The 17014-nt window shown below is 70.2% G+C and carries 14 protein-coding genes; all 14 read right to left on the bottom strand.

Going from position 1 to position 17014, the window contains the following annotated elements; translation table 11 throughout:
* Nucleotides 1–58 precede the first annotated feature (58 nt).
* The 14 genes from AB0I71_RS00540 to AB0I71_RS00475 all read right to left on the bottom strand — a co-directional run bounded on the left by AB0I71_RS00540 (nt 59) and on the right by AB0I71_RS00475 (nt 17004).
* A complete protein-coding gene (locus AB0I71_RS00540) occupies nt 59–1132 on the bottom strand; it encodes a polyprenyl synthetase family protein (RefSeq protein ID WP_357581108.1) in 1074 nt (357 codons plus the stop codon).
* 102 nt (nt 1133–1234) lie between these two features.
* Nucleotides 1235–2785 carry an NADH-quinone oxidoreductase subunit NuoN gene (gene nuoN / locus AB0I71_RS00535; RefSeq protein ID WP_357581107.1) on the bottom strand — a complete coding sequence of 517 codons (1551 nt, stop codon included), beginning with the start codon at nt 2783–2785 and terminating at the stop codon, nt 1235–1237.
* Nucleotides 2782–4314, bottom strand: coding sequence for an NADH-quinone oxidoreductase subunit M (locus AB0I71_RS00530; RefSeq protein WP_357581106.1), 1533 nt, complete (start codon nt 4312–4314; stop codon nt 2782–2784). Before AB0I71_RS00530 ends, nuoN begins: the two co-directional genes overlap by 4 nt.
* A gap of 79 nt (nt 4315–4393) precedes the next feature.
* Nucleotides 4394–6340 (bottom strand): NADH-quinone oxidoreductase subunit L, encoded by a 1947-nt coding sequence (gene nuoL / locus AB0I71_RS00525; RefSeq protein ID WP_357581595.1) that lies wholly within the window; start codon nt 6338–6340, stop codon nt 4394–4396.
* A 24-nt stretch (nt 6341–6364) separates the two neighbouring features.
* Nucleotides 6365–6682: an NADH-quinone oxidoreductase subunit NuoK gene (nuoK, locus tag AB0I71_RS00520; protein WP_013731028.1), complete on the bottom strand. Its 318-nt coding sequence runs from the start codon at nt 6680–6682 to the stop codon at nt 6365–6367.
* Nucleotides 6679–7449: an NADH-quinone oxidoreductase subunit J gene (locus AB0I71_RS00515; RefSeq protein WP_204019985.1), complete on the bottom strand. Its 771-nt coding sequence runs from the start codon at nt 7447–7449 to the stop codon at nt 6679–6681. The genes nuoK and AB0I71_RS00515 overlap by 4 nt, the downstream gene beginning before the upstream one ends.
* Complete coding sequence (gene nuoI, locus AB0I71_RS00510; protein ID WP_357581105.1) at nt 7446–8087, bottom strand: NADH-quinone oxidoreductase subunit NuoI; 642 nt, start codon at nt 8085–8087, stop codon at nt 7446–7448. The genes AB0I71_RS00515 and nuoI overlap by 4 nt, the downstream gene beginning before the upstream one ends.
* 1 nt (nt 8088) lies before the next feature.
* Nucleotides 8089–9435, bottom strand: coding sequence for an NADH-quinone oxidoreductase subunit NuoH (gene nuoH, locus AB0I71_RS00505; RefSeq protein ID WP_357581104.1), 1347 nt, complete (start codon nt 9433–9435; stop codon nt 8089–8091).
* Entirely contained in the window at nt 9432–11927 is a 2496-nt protein-coding gene (locus AB0I71_RS00500; protein ID WP_357581103.1) for an NADH-quinone oxidoreductase subunit G, read from the bottom strand. The genes nuoH and AB0I71_RS00500 overlap by 4 nt, the downstream gene beginning before the upstream one ends.
* Entirely contained in the window at nt 11927–13243 is a 1317-nt protein-coding gene (nuoF, locus tag AB0I71_RS00495) for an NADH-quinone oxidoreductase subunit NuoF (RefSeq protein ID WP_099847906.1), read from the bottom strand. The genes AB0I71_RS00500 and nuoF overlap by 1 nt, the downstream gene beginning before the upstream one ends.
* Nucleotides 13240–14280, bottom strand: a complete 1041-nt coding sequence (gene nuoE / locus AB0I71_RS00490) for an NADH-quinone oxidoreductase subunit NuoE (RefSeq protein ID WP_357581102.1) — start codon at nt 14278–14280, stop codon at nt 13240–13242. The genes nuoF and nuoE overlap by 4 nt, the downstream gene beginning before the upstream one ends.
* Nucleotides 14277–15602, bottom strand: a complete 1326-nt coding sequence (locus AB0I71_RS00485) for an NADH-quinone oxidoreductase subunit D (protein ID WP_099847908.1) — start codon at nt 15600–15602, stop codon at nt 14277–14279. Before AB0I71_RS00485 ends, nuoE begins: the two co-directional genes overlap by 4 nt.
* Nucleotides 15599–16330, bottom strand: a complete 732-nt coding sequence (locus AB0I71_RS00480) for an NADH-quinone oxidoreductase subunit C (protein ID WP_357581101.1) — start codon at nt 16328–16330, stop codon at nt 15599–15601. Before AB0I71_RS00480 ends, AB0I71_RS00485 begins: the two co-directional genes overlap by 4 nt.
* Nucleotides 16327–17004, bottom strand: coding sequence for an NADH-quinone oxidoreductase subunit B (locus tag AB0I71_RS00475; RefSeq protein ID WP_093404021.1), 678 nt, complete (start codon nt 17002–17004; stop codon nt 16327–16329). Before AB0I71_RS00475 ends, AB0I71_RS00480 begins: the two co-directional genes overlap by 4 nt.
* Nucleotides 17005–17014 lie beyond the last annotated feature (10 nt).

Raw genomic sequence — 17014 nt, 5'->3', positions numbered from 1 at the left:
GCGTCTGGATTCGCGCGCACGGAGACCAGAACTTCTTGATCAACCCGGTGGGGTGGGGTTAGCTGGTGCGGTCGGCGATGTGGTCGCAGAGGGATTCGAGGGCGCGGCGGGCCGGGCCGGGCGGCAGGGGTGCCAGTTGGGCGCGGGCGTCCTCGGCGTAGCTGCGGACGGTCTCGCGGGAGCGCTTGAGCGCCGGGCTCTCCCGGAGCAGACCGAGCGCCTCGGCGTGCAGGGCGTCGTCGGTGAGCGGCCCGGTGGCCAGGATCTCCCGCAGCCGCACGGACGAGGCGTCCGCGTCGTCGGAGGCGAGGGCGTAGAGCACCGGCAGGGTGGGCACCCCCTCCCGCAGGTCGGTGCCGGGTGTCTTGCCCGACTCCGTCGACTCGCTGGCGATGTCGAGCAGGTCGTCGGAGAGCTGGAAGGCCACCCCGATGGTCTCGCCGTACCCGGCCAGCGCTGCCACGTGCTCCGGCGCGGCCCCACTGAACTGGGCGCCGAAGTGGGCACTTGTGGCGATCAGGGAGCCGGTCTTCTCGGCGATCACCCGCAGGTAGTGGGCCACCGGGTCGTCGCCGGCACGGGGGCCGACGGTCTCGGCGATCTGACCGTGGACCAGCCGGGCGAAGGTACGCGCCTGGAGGCGTACCGCCTCCGGACCCAGCTCGGCCGCGACGTCCGCGGCCCGGGCGAAGAGGTAGTCGCCGACCAGGATGGCCACCGAGTTGGTCCACCGGGAGTTGGCGCTGGGCGCGCCCCGGCGCACCGGCGCCTCGTCCATGACGTCGTCGTGGTAGAGCGTGGCCAGGTGGGTCAGCTCCACCACCACGGCCGCTGAGACGACCTCGGCCCGGGCCGGGTCGCCGAACTGGGCACCCAGGGCCACCAGCAGCGGGCGGAACCGCTTCCCGCCGGCCTCCACCAGGTGCCGGGCCGCCTCGGTGACGAACGGGTCGGCGCTGGCGACACTGGCCAGCAGCTCCGCCTCCACCGCCGCCAGCACGCCGAGGACGGATTCCTCGCTACGCGGGTCGGCGAGGTGGAGGCCGAGCGCGCCGAACTGAGCCGCGCCGGAGCGGCTCCGGCGACCACCGGAGCCGGTGACACCTGAACCCTCGCCACCCCTAATCACCACGCCTCCACCATGCCACACACGTTCTACCTGCACCGGACCGGGGATACACGGCGAGGGCCGGCCCACAGCGCGTGGGCCGGCCCTCGAACGGCAGGTCAGCCGTTACCGAACGAAGTCGGCGGCTGAGGATGCCAGGTCGAGCAGCGGCGCCGGCGCGACACCGAGCACCAGCGTGGCGAGCACCCCGATCACAAGTGCGGCCGAGGTGAGCGCACCCGGAACGGCCACCGTCGGCGTGCTGTCACCCGGCTCGGAGAGCCACATCAGCACCACGACCCGCAGGTACGGGAAGGCCAGCACCATGCTGGTCAGCACACCCGCGATGACCAGCCACACCTGCCCACCGTCGAGCGCCGGACCGAAGACCGCGACCTTGCCCATGAAGCCGCTGGTCAGCGGGATACCCGCGAAGGCGAGCAGGACGAAGGTGAAGACCGAGGCGTAGACCGGCGACCGCCGGCCCAGCCCGGCCCAGCGGGACAGGTGAGTCGCCTCACCGTCGGCGTCGCGTACCAGCGTCACCACGGCGAACGCGGCGAGCACCGTGAAGCCGTAGGCGACCAGGTAGAACATGGTGCCGGAGAGGCCCTCGCTACCCGGCGCCAGCACCCCGATGAGCAGGTAACCGGCGTTGGCGATCGACGAGTACGCCAGCAGCCGCTTGATGTCGGTCTGGGTCACCGCGAACAGCGAACCGACGAGCATGGTGAGCACCGCCACAGCGCCCAGCACCGGGGTGAAGTCCCACCGGGCCCCCTCGAAGGCCACATGGAACACCCGCAGCAGGGCACCGAACGCGGCGACCTTGGTGCAGGCCGCCATGAACCCGGTCAGCGGCGTCGGAGCGCCCTGGTAGACGTCAGGCGTCCAGACGTGGAACGGCGCGGCGGCCGCCTTGAACAGCAGACCGATCGCGACGAGCGCCATACCGGCGAAGAGCAGCACCGGGCTGGCCGTCGAGTTCGCCACTGCCGCGTTGATCGTGGCGAAGTCGACGCCCGCCTGCCGGTCACCGAGCCCGGCGGTGAAGCCGTAGATCAGCGCCAGCCCGAACAGGAAGAAGGCCGAGGCGTACGCACCGAGCAGGAAGTACTTCATCGCCGCCTCCTGGCTCAGCAGCCGCCGGCGACGGGCCAGCGCGCAGAGCAGGTAGAGCGGCAACGAGAAGACCTCGAGCGCGATGAACATGGTCAGCAGGTCGTTCGCCGCCACGAAGATCAGCATGCCGGCGATGGCGAACGTGGTGAGCGGGTACACCTCACCCGCGCCACCGGCGTTCTCCGCCTGCCGGCGGTCCTCCGGCGAGTCGGCTGTCACCGCGGCCTGGGCGACGAACGCGCCGCCCCGCTCGACCGCCCGCTCGCCGAGCAGCAGCAGCGCCACCGCCGACAGCGCGAGGATCGCGCCCTGGAGGAACAGCGTCGGCCCGTCGACGGCGATCACCCCGATGGTGATCACCCGCTTGTCGGCGTTGACCACCACCATGGTCAGCGCCGCGAGCACTGCCAGCACCGCCAGCGGCAGCTGCACGGGATGCCGCAGCCGCCGAGGCACGAACGCCTCGACCAGTACCCCGACCACCGCCGCGCCCAGCATGATCAGAATCGGCGCGATCGCCGCGTAGTCGATCGGCGGCAGTTCAAGCTCGGTCATCGGCTCGCCTCCTGGACGGTGTCTACCGACGGGGCCGGGTCGGTCCGGCCGACGTCCTCCATGGTCGCCTGGATGGCGGGGTTGATCACGTCCGTCACCGGCTTCGGGTAGAAGCCGAGCACCAGGATCAGCGCGATCAGCGGGGCGACGACGACCTTCTCGCGCAGGTTGAGGTCACGCTTCATGCCGTCGATCTCGGTGAGCGCCGGGTTGAGCGTGCCCTGCGTGGTGCGTTGCACCATCCACAGCACGTACGCAGCCGCCAGGATGATGCCCAGCGTGGCGATCACGGCGACCGGTTTGTTCACGGTGAACGTGCCGATCAGGACCAGGAACTCGGAGACGAACGGCGCGGTGCCGGGCAGGGCCAGCGAGGCGAGGCCGGCGAAGAAGAGCACGCCGGCCAGCACCGGCACCAGCTTGCCCGCGCCACCGAAGTCACTCACCAGCGCCGAGCCCCGGCGCGCGATCAGCATGCCCACCACCAGGAAGAGCAGCCCGGTGGCGAGACCGTGGTTGACCATGTAGAGCACGGCCCCGGTGCCCGCCTGGGTGGTGAAGGCGAAGATGCCCACGCCGATGAAGCCGAAGTGGGCGATCGACGTGTACGACACCAGCCGCTTGAGGTCGTTCTGCCCGACGGCAAGCAGCGCCGCGTAGATGATGCCGATCACCGCCAGGCCCAGCGCCCACGGCGCGAACCACTGGGCCGCGTCCGGGAACAGCGGCAGGCAGTACCGCAGGATGCCGAAGGTGCCGACCTTGTCCAGGACGCCGACGAGCAGCGCGGCGGCTCCGGCGGGCGCCGCGCCACCGGCGTCCGGCAGCCAGGTGTGGAACGGGAAGAACGGCGCCTTGATCGCGAAGGCGATGAAGAAGCCGAGGAAGATCCAGCGCTCGGCACCTGTGGAGATGTCCACCTCCGACAGCGCCACCCAGTCGAAGGTCTTTCCGCCGACCACCCACAGGCCGATCACGGCGGCCAGCATGAACAGGCCGCCGACAAGCGAGTAGAGGAAGAACTTGACCGCCGCGTACTGCCGCTGGTGGCCGCCGTAGCTGCCGATCAGGAAGTACATCGGCACCAGCATGACCTCGAAGAACACGTAGAACAGGAAGACGTCGGCGGCGGCGAAGACACCGAGCATCGTGCATTCGAGGACCAGCAGCAGCGCGAAGTAGACAGGCACCGAGCGCTTGGACGACTCGGCGTCGTGCCAGGAGGCCAGGATCACCAACGGCACCAGCACCGCGATCAGCATCAGCATGACGAGCGCGATGCCGTCGGCGGCGAAGGTGAAGTTGACCCCCCAGTTCGGGATCCACGGGTACGACTCGCGGAACTGGAAGCGCTGGCCGTCGACCTGCCAGGTGACCCACATGACCACCGACAGCGCCAGCACCAGCAGCGACCAGCCGAGCGCGACCTGCTTCGCCAGCGTCGGCCGGCTGCGCGGCAGGAGGGCGACGACCACGGCGCCGACAAGCGGCGCCACGGTGAGCACCGAGAGGAACGGGAAGTCGGACATTATGCGGCCTTACCTCCGTCGTCACTGTGCGGTCCGCCGGCGACGGCCGCCTGAGAGGCCGACAGCCTCAAGAGGTCGATCACGCCAACCACCCCGCCTGTACGGCCAGGAAGGCGGCCACCACCAGCAGCGCGCCGGTCAGGATCGAGGTGGCGTACGACCGGACGAAGCCGGTCTGCAGCCGCCGGAGCCGGCCCGATCCGCCGCCGACGCCCGCGGCCAGGCCGTTGATCAGCCCGTCGATGCCCCGGTTGTCGAGGTAGACGAGCGCCCGGGTGAGGAAGATGCCGGGCTTCTCGAAGACCGCCTCGTTGACCGTGTCGGTGTAGAGGTTCTTGCGGGCGGCGGTGACCAGCACCCCGGCCGGCTGCGGTGAGGTCGCCGTCCCGTTGCGGAACAGGAACCAGCCGAGCCCGGCACCGAGCACGGTGACGCCCAACGACAGCACCACGATCGCCCAGTGCGGCAGCACCGCGTCGTGGTGCGCCTCGGCGGTGCCGAGCCCGGCGGTGGTGGTCAGCCAGTCCGGCACGGAGGTGGCCAGCAGCCAACCCGCGCCCAGCGAGCCGATGCCGAGCAGGACCAGCGGGATGGTCATCAGCGGCGGGGACTCGTGCGGGTGCTCGATGTCCTCGGTCCAACGCTTAGGCCCGTGGAAGGTCAGCACGAACAGCCGGGTCATGTAGAAGGCGGTCAACGCGGCACCGAGCACCGCCGCCCCGCCGAACAGCCAGGCCGTCCAGCCCTCCCGCTCGAAGGCGGCGGCGATGATCGGCTCCTTGGAGAAGTAGCCGGAGAACGGGATCATGCCGATGATGGCCAGCCAGCCCGCGCCGAAGGTGAGCCAGGTGATCTTCATGTACTTCCGCAGCGCACCGAAGCGGCGGATGTCCACCTGGTCCTTCATGCCGTGCATGACCGAGCCGGCACCGAGGAACATGTTGGCCTTGAAGAAGCCGTGCGCCAGCAGGTGCACGATGGCCAGCGCGTACGCCGCGCCACCCAGTCCGACACCGAGGAACATGTAGCCGATCTGGCTGACCGTGGACCAGGCCAGCACCCGCTTGATGTCGTCCTTGGCGCAGCCGATGATCGCGCCGATCAGCAGGGTCAGCGCGCCGACGCTCACCACCACCAGCTGCAACGTGGCGTTCGCCGAGAAGATGATGTTGGAGCGGGCGATCAGGTAGACACCGGCGGTGACCATCGTCGCGGCGTGGATCAGCGCCGACACCGGGGTCGGGCCCTCCATCGCGTCCGGCAACCACGCCTGGAGCGGGAACTGGCCGGACTTGCCGGCCGCGCCGAGCAGCAGCAGCACGCCGAGCACCAGCACGGTGCCGCCGGCCAGCGCGCCGACGCCGTTGAACACCTCGTCGTACTGGGTGGTGCCGAGGGTGGCGAACATGATGAAGATGGCGATGGCCAGGCCGGCGTCGCCGACCCGGTTCATCAGGAACGCCTTCTTACCAGCGGTGGCGGCGGCCGGCTTGGTGTACCAGAAGGAGATCAGCAGGTACGACGCCAGACCGACGCCCTCCCAGCCGAAGTAGAGCATCACGTAGTTGTTGCCGAGCACCAGCAGCAACATCGCGGCGATGAAGAGGTTGAAGTACGCGAAGAACAGTCGGCGGCGCTCATCGTGCGCCATGTACTCGACCGCGTACAGGTGGATCAGGAAGCCCACACCGGTGATCAGCAGGACGAAGACCCCGGCCAGCGGATCGAACAGCAGACCGAAGTCCACCTGCAGGCCGCCGACCGCGATGAAGTCCCAGAGGCTCAGCTCGACCGACCTGTTCTCCAGGCCGCGCAGACCGAGAAAGTAGCTCAGGCCGAGCAGGAAGGCGGCGCCGACGGCGGCCACCCCGAGCCAGTGCCCCCACCGGTCGGCCCGCCGGCCGAGCAGCAGCAGGATCGCCGCGCTGGCCAGCGGGATGGCCACCAGCAGCCAGACGCTGCTCAGCAGCCCGTCCGCCGTCGCGTACGAGACGGTCTCGGCCGGAGCAGCCTGGGCGTACGTCATGATTTCGTCCACCGGTGGGCCCCTCTAGTACTTCAACAGGTTGGCGTCGTCGACGCTGGCGGAGCGTCGGGTGCGGAAGATCGCCATGATGATGGCCAACCCGACCACGACCTCGGCCGCCGCCACCACCATCACGAAGAACGCCATGATCTGGCCGTTGAGGTCACCGTTCATCCGGCTGAAGGTGACAAGCGCCAGGTTGGCCGCGTTGAGCATCAGCTCGACACACATGAACAGCACGATCGCGTTGCGCCGGACCAGCACCCCGGCGGCGCCGATGGTGAACAGCACCGCGGCGAGGACCAGGTAGTAGTTCGGCTCGACCGAGAAGAAGTCACTCATTTCTCAGTGCCCTTCAGCGTGGTCTCCTCGGCGGTCAGCTCCCGTACCGGCAGGATGTCCGGCGTGCTGCGGTCGCTCAGCCGCCCGTCCGGCAGACGGGCCGGGGTGGCGACCGACGAGGAGGTGGCGAAGACACCCGGGCCGGGCTTCGGGCCGGGGTAGTTGCCGGGCGCGAAGCGGGCCTTCATGGTGGCCACCTGGTCGCGCTTGTCCTCCTTGCGCCGCTCGACGTGCGCGAGGATCATGCCGCCGATGGTTGCGGTGATCAGCAGCGCCGCGGTGAGCTCGAAGGCGAAGACGTAGTCGGTGAAGAGCAACCGGGCGATGCCCTCCACGTTGCCGCCCGCGTTGGCCTGCTCCAGGCCGACCGGGGTGCTGCCCTGCGTGGCCCGGTAAACCCCGCTGCCGAGCAGGCCGGCGAAGCCGAGCCCCAGGCCGATCGCCGCGATCCGCTGGCCGCGCAGCACCTCGATGAGCGAGTCGGAGGCTTCCCGACCGACAAGCATCAGCACGAACAGGAAGAGCATCATGATCGCGCCGGTGTAGACGATGATCTGCACCATGCCGATGAACGGCCCCGCCTGGAGCACGTAGAACACCCCGAGGCTGAGCATGGTCAGCACCAGCCACAGTGCCGAGTGCACCGCGTTGCGGGCGGCGACCATCCCGATCGCACCGGCAAGCGCGAGCGGAGCGAGGATCCAGAAGGTCACCGCCTCGCCGCCGGAGACCGCACCGGAGGCGGCGAGCAGCGTCGAGGCGCTCATGCCGGCTCCCCCTTCTCCGCCTCGGCCCGCTGGGCGGCCTGCTCGGCACCGGGGAAGGTGACGCCCGGGTGCTCGTCCACCTGGTAGCGGCCCGGCCCCATCGGGGAGCGCTCCGCCCCGGCGGAGGTGCCCGGGTTGGTGAGGCTGCCGATGTAGTAGTCCTTCTCGCTGTCACCCAGCCGCATCGGGTGCGGCGGCTGCTCCATCCCCGGCAGCAGCGGCGCCAGCAACTGCTCCTTGGTGAAGATCAGGTCCTGGCGGTTGTCCCGGGCGAGCTCGTACTCGTTGCTCATGGTCAACGAGCGGGTCGGGCACGCCTCGATGCAGAGCCCGCAGAAGATGCAGCGGGCGTAATTGATCTGGTAGACGCTGGCGTACCGCTCGCCCGGCGAGAAGCGCTGCTCGTCGGTGTTGTCGCCACCCTCGACGTAGATCGCGTCCGCCGGGCAGGCCCAGGCGCACAGCTCGCAGCCGATGCACTTCTCCAGCCCGTCCGGGTGCCGGTTGAGGATGTGCCGCCCGTGGTAGCGCGGCGCCGGCTTCGGCGGGGTGAACGGGTAGTCGGTGGTGACGACCTTCCTGAACATGTGCGAGAAGGTGACCCCGAAGCCCTTGAACGTTCCGGTGATCGCGCCCACGTCACACCTCCTCAGAGTCCTGGCCGGCGGGAGCGTTTGCCGGCTCCCGCTCGGCGACCATGCGCCGGGTGCGCGGGCTCGGTGGTACCTGGAGATCCATCGGGGGCAGCGGGAAGCTGCCCGGCGGCCGGTTCTCGACCTGCTCGACGAGCGTCGGCTTCGGGGCCGCCTTGCGGCTCGGCCAGAACAGCGCGGCGAGCAGCACGATGCCGGCCGGGATGCCGATGGCGTACATCCGGCTCTGGGTGTCCCAGTCGTCGATGGTGCGCAGACCGGCGAGGATCACGATCCAGACCAGGCTGATCGGGATGAGCACCTTCCAGCCGAAGCGCATCAGCTGGTCGTACCGCAGCCGGGGCAGCGTGCCACGCAGCCAGACGAAGACGAAGACCAGCAGGATGACCTTGCCGAAGAACCAGAGCAGCGGCCACCAGCCGGAGTTGGCACCCGACCAGATGGTGATCGGCCACGGCGCGTGCCAACCGCCCAGGAAGAGCGTCACGGTGAAGGCCGACATGGTCACCATCGCGACGTACTCGCTGAGCATGATCAGCGCGAACTTGAGCGAGCTGTACTCGGTCATGAAGCCGGCCACCAGCTCCGACTCCGCCTCCGGCAGGTCGAACGGCGGCCGGTTGGTCTCACCGACGATGGAGATGAAGAAGACGATGAAGCTCGGGAAGAGCAGCAGCGCGTACCAGCCCGGCGCCGGGATGTCGACGCCGAACAGGCTCAGCTCCGTCTTGCTGCCCTGGGCGGCCACGATCTCACTCGTGGACATCGTGCCGGCGAGCATGAACACCGCCACGATGGACAGGCCCAGCGCCACCTCGTAGGAGATCAGCTGGGCGGCGGACCGCAGGCCGCCGAGCAGCGGGTAGGTCGAGCCAGAGGCCCAGCCGGCGAGCACGATGCCGTAGACCGCCATCGACGAGAGAGCGAGCACCACGAGCACCGCCACCGGCACGTCGGTGACCTGCAACGGCGTCTGGTGGCCGAAGATGCTCACCATCGGGCCGAACGGGATCACCGACAGCGCGGTGACCGCGCAGATCACCGAGATGGCCGGGGCGAAGAAGTAGATGACCTTGTCCGCCGAGCGCGGGAGGATGTCCTCCTTGAAGGCCATCTTCAGGCCGTCGGCGAGCGTCTGGAGCAGGCCGAACGGGCCGAGCTGGTTCGGCCCGGGCCGGACCTGCATGAAGCCGACGACCCGCCGCTCGAACCAGACGCCGAGCAGCGTGCCGAGCAGGGCGACCACGAACGCGAAGACAATCTTGCCGAGGATCAGCCACCACGGGTCGTGGCCGAAGTCGCTGAGCGACGGCGCCTGCGCAAGGTAGTTCATGCCGTACCCCCGGAGGAGTTGAGGATCGGGCCCGGCCGGCCCGCCGCGTCGGCGGCGACCGGCCCGGTGGTGCCGGGTGCCGAGATCCGTACCACCGCACCGGAGGTGGCACCCAGGCTGCGCCGCACCGTCGAACCGGGCGAGTTGGTGGGGAGCCAGACCACACCGTCAGGCATCTCGGTGATCGCCGCCGGCAGGGTGAGCGCACCCCGGTCGGTGCCCACCGTGACCGGGTCGCCGTCGGCGACGCCGAGCGCCTCCGCGCTGCCCTTGCCGAGCCGGACCACCGGCGGGCGGGCGGTGCCACCCAGGTGCTCGTCGCCGTCGGTGAGGCTGCCCAGGTCGACAAGCTGGTGCCAGGTCGCCAGCACCGCCTCGCCGGCACCCGGCTGGGGCACCGACGTCGGCGCGACGGTGGGGGCGGCCGGGCGACCCACCCGGGTCACCGGCAGGCTGCCCAGCTCACGCCGGACCGTCAGCACGTCCCCGGTGCCCAGCCGCACGTCCAACTGGGCGGCGAGCGCGTCGAGCACCCGGCCGTCGGTCATCGCGGCGGTGTGCAGCACCGCGTCGAACGGGCGCAGCCGGCCTTCCCAGTCCAGGAAGCTGCCAGCCTTCTCCACCACCGGCGCGACCGGGAGGACCACGTTCGCCCGGCGGGTGACCGCACTGGCCCGCAGCTCCAGGCTGACCAGGAACGGCACCGTGTCCAGGGCCTGCTCGGCCAGCCGCGGGTCGGCCAGGTCGGCCGGATCCACCCCGGCCACCACGAGCGCGCCGACCTGCCCCCCGGCCGCGGCGGCGAGGATCGCGTCGGTGTCCCGGCCCGCCTGACTCGGGATCACCCCGGCCGGGATGTCCCACGCCTCGCCCAGCTCGGCGCGGGCCGCCGGCTCGGTGACCAGTCGGCCGCCGGGCAGCAGGTTGGGCAGGCAACCGGTGTCCACGGCACCGCGGTCACCCGCGCGTCGCGGCACCCAGGCCAGCTTCGCCCCGGTACGCGCGGCCACCTCGGCGGCGGCGGAGAGGCCACCTGGGACGGTGGCCAGCCGCTCGCCGACGATCAGGATCGCCCCTTCGGCGCTGAGCGCCTCGGCGACGGTGGCGTGCTCGGCGAGCACCCCGGCCTCCTCACCCGGCACCACCCGGGCCAGCTTGGCACCGAGCTTCTCCAGGCCACGGGTGGCGAACGGAGCGATCGCGTACACCTTCAGCTTGTTCTTCAGGTACGCCTTGCGCAGCCGCAGGAAGAGGATCGGGCACTCCTCCTCCGGTTCCAGGCCGACGAGCACCACCGCCGGTGCGTTCTCGACGTCGGTGTAGGTGACGTCGGTGCTGCCGGCGACCGTGCTGGCCAGGAAGTCGGCCTCCTCGCGGGAGACCGGGCGGGCGCGGAAGTCGATGTCGTTTGTGTGCAGCGCGACCCGGGCGAACTTGGCGTACGCGTACGCGTCCTCGACGGTCAGCCGACCGCCGGTGAGCACCGCGGCGCCCTGTCCGGTGTCCCGGGCGGCCCGCAGCCCTTCGGCGGCGACGCTCAGCGCCTCGCTCCAGGACGCCTCCCGCAGCTCGCCGGTGTGCTCATCGCGGACCAGCGGGGTGGTGAGCCGGTCGGCGGCGCGGGCGTACTGGAAGCCCCACCGCCCCTTGTCGCAGTTCCACTCCTCGTTCACCTGCGGATCGTCGCCGGCCAGGCGGCGCAGCACCTTGCCCCGACGCCAGTCGGTGCGCTGGGCGCAGCCGGCCGAGCAGTGCTCGCACACGCTCGGGCTGGAGACCAGGTCGAACGGGCGGGCGCGGAAGCGGTACTGGGTGCCGGTGAGCGCGCCGACCGGGCAGATCTGCACCGTGTTGCCGGAGAAGTACGAGTTGAACGGGACGTCGCCGTCCTCGCCCTCGGTCCCGTAGTCCTCGTCCCGGTAGATGTTGATCTCCTCGGCGGAGGAGCGGTTCATCAGGTCGATGAACTTGTCGCCGGCGATCTCCTCGGAGAACCGGGTGCACCGCTGGCAGAGCACGCAGCGCTCGCGGTCGAGCAGCACCTGGGTGCTGATCGGCAGCGGCTTCGGGTACTCCCGCTTGTGCTCGTGGAACCGCGAGTCGGTGCGGCCCGTCGACATCGCCTGGTTCTGCAGCGGGCACTCGCCGCCCTTGTCACACATCGGGCAGTCGAGCGGGTGGTTCACCAGCAGCAGCTCCATGATCCCCTCTTGCGCCTTCTTGGCGACCGGGGAGGTGAGCTGGGTACGGACCACCATGCCGTCGGCGACCGTCTGGGTGCAGGAGGCGACGGGCTTGCGCTGCCCCTCCACCTCCACCAGGCACTGCCGGCAGGCACCGGCCGGAGCCAGCAGCGGGTGGTCGCAGAACCGGGGGATCTCGGTGCCCATCTGCTCGGCGACCCGGATCAGCAGCGCCCCCTTGGGGGCGGTGACCTCGACGCCGTCGATGGTGAGGGTGACCGTCTCGGTCGGCTTGGCAACGTCCGTCATTAGTGGGCTCCCACCAACTGCTTGTCGGACAACTTCGGCGCGGTCCGTCCCTCGATGTAGTCGAGGTAGTCCTGCTTGAAGTACTTCAGCGACGAGGTCACCGGGCTGGTGGCACCGTCACCCAGGCCGCAGAACGAGCGGCCGAGGATGTTGTCACAGGTGTCGAGCAGGGTGTCCAGGTCGTCCTGAGTGCCCTGGCCGGCCAGAATGCGCCGGTAGACCCGGACCATCCAGTAGTTGCCCTCCCGGCACGGGGTGCACTTGCCGCACGACTCGTGGTGGTAGAACTCCAGCCACCGGTACGTCGCGTAGACCGGGCAGTCCTGGTCGGAGAAGATCTGCGTGGCCGTGGTGCCGAGGATCGAGCCGGCGGCGGCCACCCCCTCGAAGTCCAGCGGCACGTCCAGGTGCTCGGCGGTGAGCAGCGGGGTCGACGATCCGCCCGGGGTCCAGAACTTCAGGTTGTGACCCGGCTGCATCCCACCGGCCAGCTCGATCAGCTCGCGCAGGGTGATGCCGAGGCCGCACTCGTACTGGCCGGGGTTGGCGATCCGACCGGAGAGCGAGTAGATCATCGGGCCGGCGGACTTCTCGGTGCCCATCGACTTCCACCAGTCCGCGCCGCCCAGCACGATGTACGGCACGCTGGCGATGGTGCCGACGTTGTTGACCACGGTGGGGCTGGCGTACAGCCCGTGGGTGGCCGGGAACGGCGGGCGCAACCGGGGCTGACCACGGAAGCCCTCCAGGGAGTCGAGCAGCGCCGTCTCCTCCCCGCAGATGTACGCGCCGGCACCCGAGTGGACCACCAGGTCCAGGTCGAAACCGGAGCCGAGGATGTCGCGCCCGAGGTAGCCCTTGGCGTACGCCTCGTTCACCGCGTTGCGCAGCCGGCGGGCGGCGTGCACGGCCTCGCCCCGGATGTAGATGTAGGCCCGGTTGGCCCGGATCGCGTACGAGGCGATGATGACGCCCTCGACGAGCGAGTGCGGGTCGTGGGTCATCAGCGGCAGGTCCTTGCAGGTGCCGGGCTCACCCTCGTCGGCGTTGACCACGAGGTAGTGCGGCTTGCCGTCGCCCTGCGGGATGAAGCCCCACTTGAGACCGGTGGGGAAGCCCGCGCCGCCGCGACCGCGCAGCCCGGAATCCTTCACCAGCTGGATCAGGTCGTCCGGGTGCGCCTTGATCGCCTTGCGCAGCGCCGCGTAGCCGTCCAGCTTCTCGTAGGTGTCGATCCGCCAGGCGTCAGGGGACAGCCAGCGCTTGGTGAGCACGGGCGTCAACTTGGCCAGGGTCTCCGGCGCAGGCGTGGTCACTTCTGAGCCCCCTTGTCGTGCGCGGAGTCCTGACCGCCGCCGGCCGACTCCGCTTCCCTGAGGTTGCGCTCCTGCGCCCCGGTGTCGTCACCGGCCGGCTTGGCGTCGCCCGCCGGCTTGTTGGCTGCCGCACCGGCGGCCTCCGCCGCCCGGGCGTCGCCCGACGCGGGCGGCTGCCCGTCGACGGGAACCTTGGTGCCGGGGGCGTCCGGCACTGCGGTCTTCGCGTCCGGCTGCCGGGTCTCGGCGGTACGCACCTGCGGCGACTTGCGGTCCGGCGCCGGAACGTCGGGCGCGGTGCTGCCGGTCGGCGCGGACTTCGCCGGGGTGGCCGGCGCGGGCTTGTCGCCGTCCCGGCCGCTGCGGATCGGGGTGTTCGGGTCGAAGCCCGGCGCCGAGATGCCGTGCTGCTGGGCCAGCCGCAGACCGCGCAGCGTCGGCTCGCCCGGCACACCGTCGGCGACGGCACCTTCCCGCTCGTCGGCGAAGCCGGCGAGCTGGACCGCCATCTCCTTCAGGGTGCAGAGGCGGGCACCACGGCTCGGCGTGGGCCGGCCACCGGCGCGCAGCTCGTCGACCACCCCGACCGCGGCCTGCGGGTCGACACCGTCGAAGAAGTCGTAGTTGACGGTCATCACCGGGCCGTAGTCACAGGCGGCCAGGCACTCGGCGTGCTCCAGGGTGACCTTGCCGTCGGCGGTGGTCTCGTCGTGCCCGACGCCCAGGTGCTCGGCGAGGGTGTCGTAGACCTCCTGGCCACCGAGCACGTTGCACATGGTGTTGGTGCAGACGCTCACCAGCCAGTCACCGGTCGGCCGGCGCTTGTACATGGTGTAGAAGCTGGCCACCGCGCCGACCTGGGCCTTGTTCAGGCCGAGCACCTCGGCGCAGAACGCCACGCCGGCCGGGGAGACGTAACCCTCCTCGGCCTGCACGAGGTGCAGCAACGGCAGCAGGGCCGAGCGGGACCGGTCCGCCGGGTAGCGCGCGATGATCTCCCGCGCCCGGGTCCGCGTCTCTTCGGTGAAGACAGTCACCGGTCACAACCTCCCATGACGGGGTCCAGCGAGGCGCCGCCGGCGATCACGTCGGCGATCAGGCCACCCTCGGCCATCGCCGGCAGGGCCTGGAGGTTGACGAAACTCGGCTCCCGGTAGTGCACCCGGTACGGCCGGGTCCCGCCGTCGGAGACCGCGTGCACGCCCAGCTCGCCGCGGGGCGACTCGATCGCCACGTACACCTGGCCCGGCGGCACCCGGAAGCCCTCCGTCACCAGCTTGAAGTGGTGGATCAGGGATTCCATCGACTGGCCCATGATCTTCGCGACGTGCTCCAGCGAGTTGCCCATGCCGTCGACGCCGATGGCCAGCTGTGCCGGCCAGGCGATCTTCTTGTCGGCCACCATCACCGGGCCGGGCTTGAGCCGGTCCAGCGCCTGCTCGACGAGCTTCAGCGACTCGCGGATCTCGGCCAGCCGGACCAGGTAGCGGCCCCAGACGTCGCCGTCGGGGTGGGTCGGCACGTCGAACTCGTAGGTCTCGTAGCCGCAGTACGGCATGGTCTTGCGCAGGTCCCAGGCCAGACCGGCGGAGCGGAGCACCGGCCCGGTGACGCCGAGCGCCAGACAGCCGGTCACGTCGAGCACCGCCACGTTCTGCGTCCGCTCCAGCCAGATCGGCTGGCCGGAGAGCAGGTCCTCGTACTCCTTGAGGCGCTTCGGCATGACCTTGAGGAACTCACGGATCTTGACGATCGCCTCGTCCGGCACGTCCTGGGCGACGCCGCCCGGCCGGACGTACGCGTGGTTCATCCGCAGGCCGGTGATCAGCTCGAAGATCTCCAGGATGTACTCGCGCTCCCGGAAGCCGTAGAGCATGATCGAGATCGCGCCCAGCTCCATGCCCGTGGTGGCCAGCCACACCAGGTGTGAGGAGATCCGGTTCAGCTCCATCATGAGCACCCGGATGGTGTTGGCCCGCTCGGTCACGTCGTCGGTGATGCCGAGCAGCTTCTCCACGGCCAGCGAGTACGCCGTCTCGTTGAAGATCGGGGAGAGGTAGTCCATCCGGGTCACGAACGTCGAACCCTGGACCCAGTTGCGGTACTCCAGGTTCTTCTCGATGCCGGTGTGCAGGTAGCCGACGACCGAGCGGGCCTCCCGGACCGTCTCGCCCTCAAGCTCCAGGATCAGCCGGAGCACGCCGTGCGTGGACGGGTGCTGCGGGCCCATGTTGACGACGATCCGACCCTCGTTGATCGGATCGACGCCGGAGACGACGTCGTCCCAGTCCCCACCGGTGACGGTGAAGACCCGACCCTCGGTGGTCTCGCGCTCGGTGGCGTAGTTGGACGCGCTCATTGGTACGACCTCCGCTTGTCGGGCGGCGGGATCTCGGCGCCCTTGTACTCCACGGGCACGCCGCCGAGGGGGTAGTCCTTGCGCTGCGGGTGGCCCTCCCAGTCGTCCGGCATGAGGATCCGGGTCAGCGCCGGGTGGCCGTCGAAGATGACGCCGAACATGTCGTACGCCTCCCGCTCCTGCCAGTCGGCGGTCGGGTAGACGGCTGTGACACTGGGCAGGTGCGGTTCCTCGACGCTGACCGCGGCCTCCAGCCGGACCTGCCGCCGGTAGGTCATCGAGGTGAGCTGGTAGACGATGTGCAGCCGGCGGGCGTCGGCACCCAGGTAGTCCACTCCGGACACCGAGGAGCAGAGCTCGAACCGCAGCGCCGGGTCGTCCCGCATCACCTGGCAGACCTCGGCGATCCGCTCCGGGCGGATGTGCAGGGTCAGCTCGCCCCGGTCGACCACGACCTTCTCGATCGCCTCGCCGAACGCCGGGTACGCCTCCTCCAGCGCGTCCCGCACCTCGTCGAAGTAGCCGCCGTACGGTCGCGGTGAGTCCTCGATCTCGCGGTGCTGGCGGACCAGCCCACCGAATCCGGAGACGTCACCGGTGCCCTGGTTGCCGAACATGCCCCGACCGGCCGGGGCGGCCGGCGGGAACTCGGCGGGCGCGCCACTGGTCGCACCGGCCGGCGTCACCGGGACCGGTACGCCACCGGTGGTCGGCTTGTCGTCAGTCACTTGATCCCCCCGTACGGGTGGAGGTGGTTCTGGGCCTTCATCCAGTTCTCGATCCGCAGCTGCTCCTCGCGGCCCTCGCGGACGGCCTTCGTCCACTCGGCCCGCCGGGCCTTGTCGCTGCGGTACGACGACGGCATCGAGCCGTACGGCACCACCGGCACGTCACCGCGCGCCTCGCGGGCGGCCAGCATCTTGCGGCCGTTCGGGCCGAGCGGCTCGTGGCCGATCTTCTCGCGCAGCTTGAGGATCGCGTCGATGAGCATCTCCGGCCGGGGCGGGCAGCCCGGCAGGTACATGTCGACAGGCACGACGTGGTCGACGCCCTGCACGATGGCGTAGTTGTTGAACATGCCGCCGCTGCTGGCGCAGACGCCCATGGAGAGCACCCAGCGGGGCTCGGCCATCTGGTCGTAGATCTGGCGCAGCACCGGGGCCATCTTCTGGCTCACCCGGCCAGCGACGATCATCAGGTCGGCCTGCCGGGGCGAGGCCCGGAAGACCTCCATGCCCCACCGGCCCATGTCGTAGTGCGGACCACCGGCGGCCATCATCTCGATCGCGCAGCAGGCCAGGCCGAACGTGGCACCCCAGACCGACGACTTGCGCGACCAGTTGACCAGCTTCTCCACCGAGGTGAGCAGGACGCCGGCGGGAAGTTTCTCCTCGATACCCATAGCCGTTCCT

This window comes from Micromonospora sp. NPDC049891, from assembly GCF_040660295.1.
Lineage (GTDB): Bacteria > Actinomycetota > Actinomycetes > Mycobacteriales > Micromonosporaceae > Micromonospora.
The sequence above is the reverse complement of the archived record's forward strand: the minus strand, read 5'-3'. Positions and strand labels throughout refer to the sequence as shown.

Bases quoted from the DNA above. Each gene is read 5' to 3' on its own strand.
- AB0I71_RS00485 (WP_099847908.1), bottom strand. From the start codon at position 15,602: ATGAGCGCGTCCAACTACGCCACCGAGCGCGAGACCACCGAGGGTCGG.
- AB0I71_RS00475 (WP_093404021.1), bottom strand. From the start codon at position 17,004: ATGGGTATCGAGGAGAAACTTCCCGCCGGCGTCCTGCTCACCTCGGTG.
- nuoH (WP_357581104.1), bottom strand. From the start codon at position 9,435: ATGAACTACCTTGCGCAGGCGCCGTCGCTCAGCGACTTCGGCCACGAC.
- AB0I71_RS00515 (WP_204019985.1), bottom strand. From the start codon at position 7,449: ATGAGCGCCTCGACGCTGCTCGCCGCCTCCGGTGCGGTCTCCGGCGGC.
- AB0I71_RS00500 (WP_357581103.1), bottom strand. From the start codon at position 11,927: ATGACGGACGTTGCCAAGCCGACCGAGACGGTCACCCTCACCATCGAC.
- nuoN (WP_357581107.1), bottom strand. From the start codon at position 2,785: ATGACCGAGCTTGAACTGCCGCCGATCGACTACGCGGCGATCGCGCCG.
- AB0I71_RS00530 (WP_357581106.1), bottom strand. From the start codon at position 4,314: ATGTCCGACTTCCCGTTCCTCTCGGTGCTCACCGTGGCGCCGCTTGTC.
- nuoK (WP_013731028.1), bottom strand. From the start codon at position 6,682: ATGAGTGACTTCTTCTCGGTCGAGCCGAACTACTACCTGGTCCTCGCC.
- nuoL (WP_357581595.1), bottom strand. From the start codon at position 6,340: ATGACGTACGCCCAGGCTGCTCCGGCCGAGACCGTCTCGTACGCGACG.